The sequence below is a fragment of the Candidatus Magnetobacterium casense genome, from assembly GCF_019173545.1.
Taxonomy (GTDB): domain Bacteria; phylum Nitrospirota; class Thermodesulfovibrionia; order Thermodesulfovibrionales; family Magnetobacteriaceae; genus Magnetobacterium; species Magnetobacterium cryptolimnobacter.
Genome location: NZ_JABXWD010000208.1, coordinates 1 through 6,291, shown reverse-complemented (window position 1 = coordinate 6,291; position 6,291 = coordinate 1). Strand labels below are relative to the sequence as shown.

The following is a 6,291-nucleotide window of genomic DNA, read 5'->3' as shown; positions in this document are numbered from 1 at the left end:
GGAATGACAAACTTGGAAAAAGCCTGTAACTGTCATTCCTGCGAAAGCAGGAATCCATGCCTTTAAACCATGAAATTAATTTTACCATGCTTTTTAAAGAGGATACGAATACCTGTACATTGAAAGACCCCTTCAGGGCCTTCATGACCTCGGCAACGATAATGCATATGGAGTAGGCCTCCTCTCCGGTGGCACATCCGGCAACCCAGATGCGTAGGTTAGAACCGTAGGGTCTGTCTTTTAGCATCTCCCACAGCACTGTCTCCTTAAGAAATTCAAACGCATTTTTGTCCCTGAAGAAGTTGGTTACACCAATGAGCATGTCCTTAAAGAATAGCCTGACCTCTATGGGTGTTTGCTGAAAATAACGGATATAATCATCTATGTCCTCAATCTGGTGAACTGCCATGCGACGTTGGAGCCTTCGGCAGATGGTATTTTTCTTGTAATGGCTGAAGTCGTGTCCTGTCACATGCCGGGTTGCCATGAATATCCTGTTTAACTTGTCCTGTGATATGGTTGATTGTCTTTGACCCTCCACGTATGGATGCCGGACATACCTGATAAGCGTTTGTGGCATCTCCTCAACGGGCAACACATAATCTACAAGACCTGTGCCTATGGCGCTTGAGGGCATACCATTGTACCTGGCCTGTTTCTCATCCTGAACCATTGCCATCCCGCCCACGCCCTTTATCGCTCTAAGCCCCTTGGTACCGTCCGTCCCCGTCCCCGACAGTATTATGCAGATCGACCTCTCACCCTGGTCATCTGAGAGAGACTGAAAGAAATAATCTATTGGCAGATTCAAGGCATGTACATCAGGGGGCTCCATCAGGCAAATGACCTTGTGCATAATGGCAAGGTTTTTCTCAGGAGGGTTTAGATACACATGGTTGGGGTTGAGTTTTATGCCATCTTCTGCTACCTGTATCTTCATATCCGTATGCTTTTCAAGGAGCGAGTCCATTATGCTCTTGTGTTTAGGGGACAGGTGCTGGATAACGACAAAGGCCATATTGGCATCGGAAGGCATATTGGAAAAAAACACCTCAAGGGCCTCCAGACCACCCGCAGAGGCACCTATGGCCACTATCGGGAAATCAACCTCCGGTGAGCGGACAACCTCACCGCCCTCTGGAGCAGGCACTCCGTTCTGAGACTCACGGGAAGAATGGTCATTGTCCGCTGCCACGATCCTCCTGATTTTTTTATGCTTTCCTTGACGCCCGTTTTTTTGATTTTTCGGCATACATCAAGTTATCTGCCCTGGCAATGAGTTCGTCAAGTTCCATCGGATTTTCGTGGGAATATCTTATAACCCCAACGCTGACAGACAAGTTAAAGGGGGCATCACTTTTATTGTTAAAGGTATCAATATTATCCTGCAGTCGTGCCCGAATGACACTTTCGTCAACTATTTCCATGTCAGATACAAGCACAATGAACTCATCCCCGCCGGTTCGTCCGATGATGTCAGACTCCCTGAAGGTCTCCCTCATTATGTGTGCCACCTCTACGAGTGCCCTGTCTCCAGCCTTGTGTCCGTAGTTGTCGTTTATAGTCTTCATGCCATCAAGGTCTAAAAAGAAGAGAAGCATGGAGCGTTGATAACGGTTGGCCAGCCTGATCTGTTGTGCAGCAAGTGTATAAAACCCGCGCCTGTTGTACAACCCGGTCAGCTCATCCATGATTGACTGCGTATGGAGTTTCTCTCTGAGTTCAACACTCTCCGTGATATCGGTGTAGATACAGATGATGCTAGACAGACCTTCTTTTTTTGGGTGTTGTTTAGTGCTTACGTTGTGACGTCCCCTGGCGTTGAGGCTGAGGGTCTTGGTGCTGCCATCTTTGGTCTTTATGTGGAGTTGGTTGTTTTTTATATCACCCTTCAGCAGCCTGTCCTTAAAGTCCTCAAAAGTACCATCGGCAGAGACAGGCAATATATTTTGCCAGTTGTTTGACAGTATAAAGTCATCCTTGTCATAGCCTGTAATAACCTTTATGTAGTCATTGGCCAGTATCGGTACCCCACCTGCGGAGAACTCAACAACGATTGCCGGCAACAGCGTTACAAGTTCACGGTAATTGGCCTCGGAGCGTTTGAGGGCATCCTCAGCCAGAGAGCGCAGGTAATAGGCCTCACTCAGTGTTACGGCATTGACAATTGTACTTCGGATGAGTTCTGCCGATAAGCGGTTTTTGTTGAGATAGTCGCGCACACCTTTTTTCATGGCGGTTACGGCCAGCTCCTCATCCCCCAGACCGGTAAGCAGGATCATGCTGCTGTGACCACCGGCATCCTTGACGTAATCAATCAGCTCCAATCCGCTGTGCGCCCCCAGTCGGTAGTCTATTAACAGGACATCATACCGCTGCTGTTGGAGAGCTGCAACCGCCTCCTCAAACTCGCCAACACAGTCTATGACAGAGGTCTTACCGGCCAAACCCTCCAAGATATAATCCTTGATAAGTAGCCTGTCTTCCTCGTCATCATCCACTACCAGTATCTTAAAACCCTTAGCCGGCATAATTATTGCCCCTGGGTAGCTCTACTGCATTAAGCCAGTAAGAACCTATGAGTTTTACGGTATCAAGCAACCTGGAAAAACTATCCGGCTTCTTTATATAGGAGTTTGCCCCGATACTGTAGCAAAAATCTATGTCCTCATCTGCCCCCGACGTTGTCATAACGACAACCGGTATGCTCAGTAAGAGCGGGTTGGACTTGATCTGTCGCAGGACATCACGGCCATCCACGGCGGGCATATTCAGGTCCAGGATGATCAGGTCAGGCCTGTGCTCCTTCGATATATATTTCATCACTGCCTCGCCATCCCGTACCCAGATGACATGGTGCGTGATACCGGTCTCCGCTATGGCCTCAGAAAACAGCAGATAATCATCCTCGTCGTCCTCTACCAAGAGTATGGTGTATGGTCTGTCTCTCATAAAAATAAACTATAGACTATCATTTGACATTTATGATAACATATTTCAGCCATCAAGGCAAGCTAAAAAATATCGTTTGCGTTTATTACATCATATGGGGTATAATTTGCAGCAGAAAGACAAGAAAGAAGGAGGGCGGCTCCGCCCCCTCCTCAGACCTCCCCTGCAAGGGGGCCAGCCCCCTTGACCCCGTAAAGGGCTGGTTTGATATGAATAAGCGTATCTTAAATTTACCATGCTTTTTTAAGAGGATACCTAATACAGGTAAATTATGCAGATAATAAACGTTTCACTCATCATTGGGATGATAGCACTAGGGTTTTATATTCTCTTTATAGGGAAGGTGTTTTTTGTCCCCCTTGTTATTGGCATAGTGGTCTGGTATCTTATCAACACGCTTGCCGGGGAGTATGCCAAGCTAAGAGTCGGTAAATACGTCATGCCACGGTGGAGTGCACTTACCCTGTCGTTTGTTACAATGGCAATGATTATATGGTTTTTTGTCGCCCTTGTCAACAGCAACACCGATGCCGTGGTGGCTGCCGCTCCTCATTATCAGGCCAAATTGCAAAACATGCTACGGTATGCCTACAATAAACTCCACCTCACAGGGACTCCCAGCATAGAAAGCATGTTTGCCTCCCTGAGTGTAAGCGAACTGCTATCCTCCGTTGCGCATATGCTGACAACCGTGGCCAGCAACATGGGCATGATCATTGTCTATGTGTTGTTGCTCTTGCTGGAGGCGCACACCTTTGACAGCAAGCTCAAGGTTCTGGTGCAGGATCAGTTGCGATATGAAGGTGTCAGGGCCGTGATACATAACATCAATCAGGACATCAGGACGTACATAAAGATAAAGAGCGTGATCAGTCTGCTTACCGGCGTGTTTACTTATGTCGTCTTAAGGATTGTGGGTGTTGACTTTGCCGTCTTTTGGGCGCTCATCACCTTTCTCTTTACATACATACCGACCGTTGGGGCCATCGTAACGGTACTCTTCCCTGCGCTGTTGGCCCTGGTGCAGTTTGACACCGTATATCCATTTGTGATTGTTACAGGTCTCCTGGTGGGGATTCATCTGTTTATCGGTAACGTCCTGGAGCCAAAAATGATGGGAAAATCCCTCAACCTCAGTCCGCTTGTCATTATCATCTCTCTGACCATATGGGGGTATATCTGGGGCATTACGGGGATGTTCCTGTGTGTACCCATAATGGTGATAGCAAGCATTATAATGTCCAAATTCCCTTCCACTCGCCCTATAGTTATCATGCTATCTGAAGATGGCAAGATCAAGTAACCCCTGCATCAAAGACGGTGGCCGCTTTCCATAAGCAAGAGAGCATAAACATGTATAACAATAGTTCACCCTAAGAAAAGAAAGAAGGGAGGCGGTTTGTGGCAGGGGTGCCTCACCCCCTCTGCCCCTCCCTCAGACCCACCCCGCAAGGGGGCCAGCCCCTTGACCCCTTCATTGCCGTGATCTATATCATTGACGAACATTTTGCCCACATGTTAGTATAGCTACGATAAGGCATTTTTATTTTATAGCAGATTTCGCTTGGATTAATGACAAAATACGTATAATAAATCTGATACGATAGGAGGAACTTAAATGCAGGATGTAATTGCAAAAGGGGTATTGTTAGGCTGTTACGTTATAACGGTCAAGGGTAAGGACGCAATAAATGGCATGACGGCGAGCTGGGTATCACAGGTATCGTTTGAGCCCAAGATGTTGATGGTTTCCATTGCGCCGGAGAGGTATACCAATGAGTTGATCCGTGAGTCGGGCTACTTTGCGGTAAACGTCCTATCCGAGGAACAGATAGAGCTTGCCAAGCACTACGGATTTAAGAGTGGCCGGGATGCCGATAAGTTTGCCAATGTCGGTTACTTTGACGCCCCCAATGGTTCACCGGTGCTTAACAGCGCCATGGCCTATATTGAATGTAAGACGGTCAGCATATTTAAGGCGGGTGATCACGAACTGTTTGTGGGCGAAGCCGTTGCTGCAAAGGTGCTACAGTCCGACAAGCAGCCTCTACCATTTAGGTGGAATGATTACTTTTAACAAATTAGGTAACAGTCAAGGATACAATCGATTATGGACATTAAATGGACCAATGACCTGTCGGTAGGGGTTGACTCGATAGACAATCAGCACAAGGAGTTGATTGTAATTATCAACAACCTGCTCAATGCCATTAACAGAGGTGATAGCAAAGACGAGATTCAAAAGGTGGTAACCTTTCTCAAGCAGTATGTTGAGACTCATTTTACGATGGAAGAGACTTTAATGAAGCGCATAAAATACCCCAAAGACAAGTATCTGGAACATGAGAAACAACATACGGATTTCTGGGAGACATATAACGAACTGATAGGCGAATTTAAGAAGAGTCCTGGTTCACCGTTTATGGTGACCAAGATAAAGAATGTCCTTGTTGGATGGTTTACAAATCACGTGAACAAGACTGATAAGGCAATAGGGGTATTTATCAGGAAACAATGAAAAGTTGATTTGCTTTTAACAGATCAATGTAGCATGAGAGGATACAAAGACTTATGGTGGATATTAAGTGGACGGATGACCTGTCAGTAGGGGTTGACTCGATAGACAATCAACACAAGGAGTTGATTGCAACGTTCAGCAACCTGCTCAAGGCCATTGAGAGAAAAGATGCCAGGGATGAGGTCCAGAAGGTGGTAGATTTTCTCAGGCAGTATGTTGAGAGTCACTTTGCGATGGAAGAGACCTTGATGACACGCATAAAATACCCCAACGACAAGTTCCTGGAGCATGAGGCACAACACACACTGTTTTGGGAGAGCTTTAACGAACTGGTAGAGATATTTAAGAAGGACCATAGTTCACCGGCCATGATAAACACGATAGAGGTTGCTCTGATTCAGTGGTTTGTAAATCACATATGCAAGACAGATAAAGCCATAGGGGTATTTCTCAGGAGACGATAAGGATTGACAGCGCCTGTAATCATGTCAGCACGGGGGGGTGATACCCCCTTTTTTTGTACCAACAGTGTATACTCTTTATATTTCATGGTATACTGATCGGATTCGAGTTTTTTCGGGTATCAAAATTGCTCAAATAGAAGAAAGAAAGGGGCGGCTCCGCTTCTTGTCGCCCCAGGAGGGGGCAGCGCCCCCCGGCTCAATGCGCTCTTGGCCCCCTTCAGAACCCCCTGCAAGGGGAGGGGCGAGGCGTAATGCTGTTGACTTAAGCATATCGAACAACGCCATGACACCATTTTTTCCTTGACTTTTTTGTATGTCGTGGTTGAGATGATCGTTTCTCTTTCGGTCGATAATAGA

At 46.7% G+C, this 6,291-nt stretch carries 7 protein-coding genes; 4 read left to right on the top strand and 3 right to left on the bottom strand.

Annotated features, from left to right (window positions below; translation table 11 throughout):
* The 3 genes from HWQ67_RS11395 to HWQ67_RS11385 all read right to left on the bottom strand — a co-directional run.
* Positions 1–1,195 (bottom strand): chemotaxis protein CheB (locus HWQ67_RS11395; RefSeq protein WP_320414565.1); only part of this gene is annotated, 1,195 nt, incomplete at its 3' end.
* A gap of 16 nt (positions 1,196–1,211) precedes the next feature.
* Positions 1,212–2,531: a GGDEF domain-containing response regulator gene (locus HWQ67_RS11390; protein WP_218252812.1), complete on the bottom strand. Its 1,320-nt coding sequence runs from the start codon at positions 2,529–2,531 to the stop codon at positions 1,212–1,214.
* A complete protein-coding gene (locus HWQ67_RS11385; protein ID WP_218252811.1) occupies positions 2,521–2,952 on the bottom strand; it encodes a response regulator in 432 nt (143 codons plus the stop codon). Before HWQ67_RS11385 ends, HWQ67_RS11390 begins: the two co-directional genes overlap by 11 nt.
* Positions 2,953–3,223: 271 nt before the next feature.
* On the opposite strand from HWQ67_RS11385, the gene HWQ67_RS11380 reads away from it, so the two are divergent.
* The 4 genes from HWQ67_RS11380 to HWQ67_RS11365 all read left to right on the top strand — a co-directional run bounded on the left by HWQ67_RS11380 (position 3,224) and on the right by HWQ67_RS11365 (position 5,934).
* The gene (locus HWQ67_RS11380; protein ID WP_218252810.1) at positions 3,224–4,255 is read left to right on the top strand and encodes an AI-2E family transporter; all 1,032 of its coding nucleotides are present in this window, start codon (positions 3,224–3,226) and stop codon (positions 4,253–4,255) included.
* Between the two features lie 315 nt (positions 4,256–4,570).
* On the top strand, positions 4,571–5,029 hold the full coding sequence (locus HWQ67_RS11375; protein WP_218252809.1) for a flavin reductase family protein: 459 nt from the start codon (positions 4,571–4,573) through the stop codon (positions 5,027–5,029).
* A gap of 33 nt (positions 5,030–5,062) precedes the next feature.
* Positions 5,063–5,470 (top strand): bacteriohemerythrin, encoded by a 408-nt coding sequence (locus HWQ67_RS11370; RefSeq protein WP_218252808.1) that lies wholly within the window; start codon positions 5,063–5,065, stop codon positions 5,468–5,470.
* A gap of 53 nt (positions 5,471–5,523) precedes the next feature.
* Positions 5,524–5,934, top strand: a complete 411-nt coding sequence (locus HWQ67_RS11365) for a bacteriohemerythrin (protein ID WP_218252807.1) — start codon at positions 5,524–5,526, stop codon at positions 5,932–5,934.
* Positions 5,935–6,291: the final 357 nt, after the last annotated feature.

Coding starts and splice junctions, on each gene's coding strand:
- HWQ67_RS11370 (WP_218252808.1), top strand. CDS start 5,063: ATGGACATTAAATGGACCAATGACCTGTCGGTAGGGGTTGACTCGATA.
- HWQ67_RS11375 (WP_218252809.1), top strand. CDS start 4,571: ATGCAGGATGTAATTGCAAAAGGGGTATTGTTAGGCTGTTACGTTATA.
- HWQ67_RS11385 (WP_218252811.1), bottom strand. CDS start 2,952: ATGAGAGACAGACCATACACCATACTCTTGGTAGAGGACGACGAGGAT.
- HWQ67_RS11380 (WP_218252810.1), top strand. CDS start 3,224: ATGCAGATAATAAACGTTTCACTCATCATTGGGATGATAGCACTAGGG.
- HWQ67_RS11390 (WP_218252812.1), bottom strand. CDS start 2,531: ATGCCGGCTAAGGGTTTTAAGATACTGGTAGTGGATGATGACGAGGAA.
- HWQ67_RS11365 (WP_218252807.1), top strand. CDS start 5,524: ATGGTGGATATTAAGTGGACGGATGACCTGTCAGTAGGGGTTGACTCG.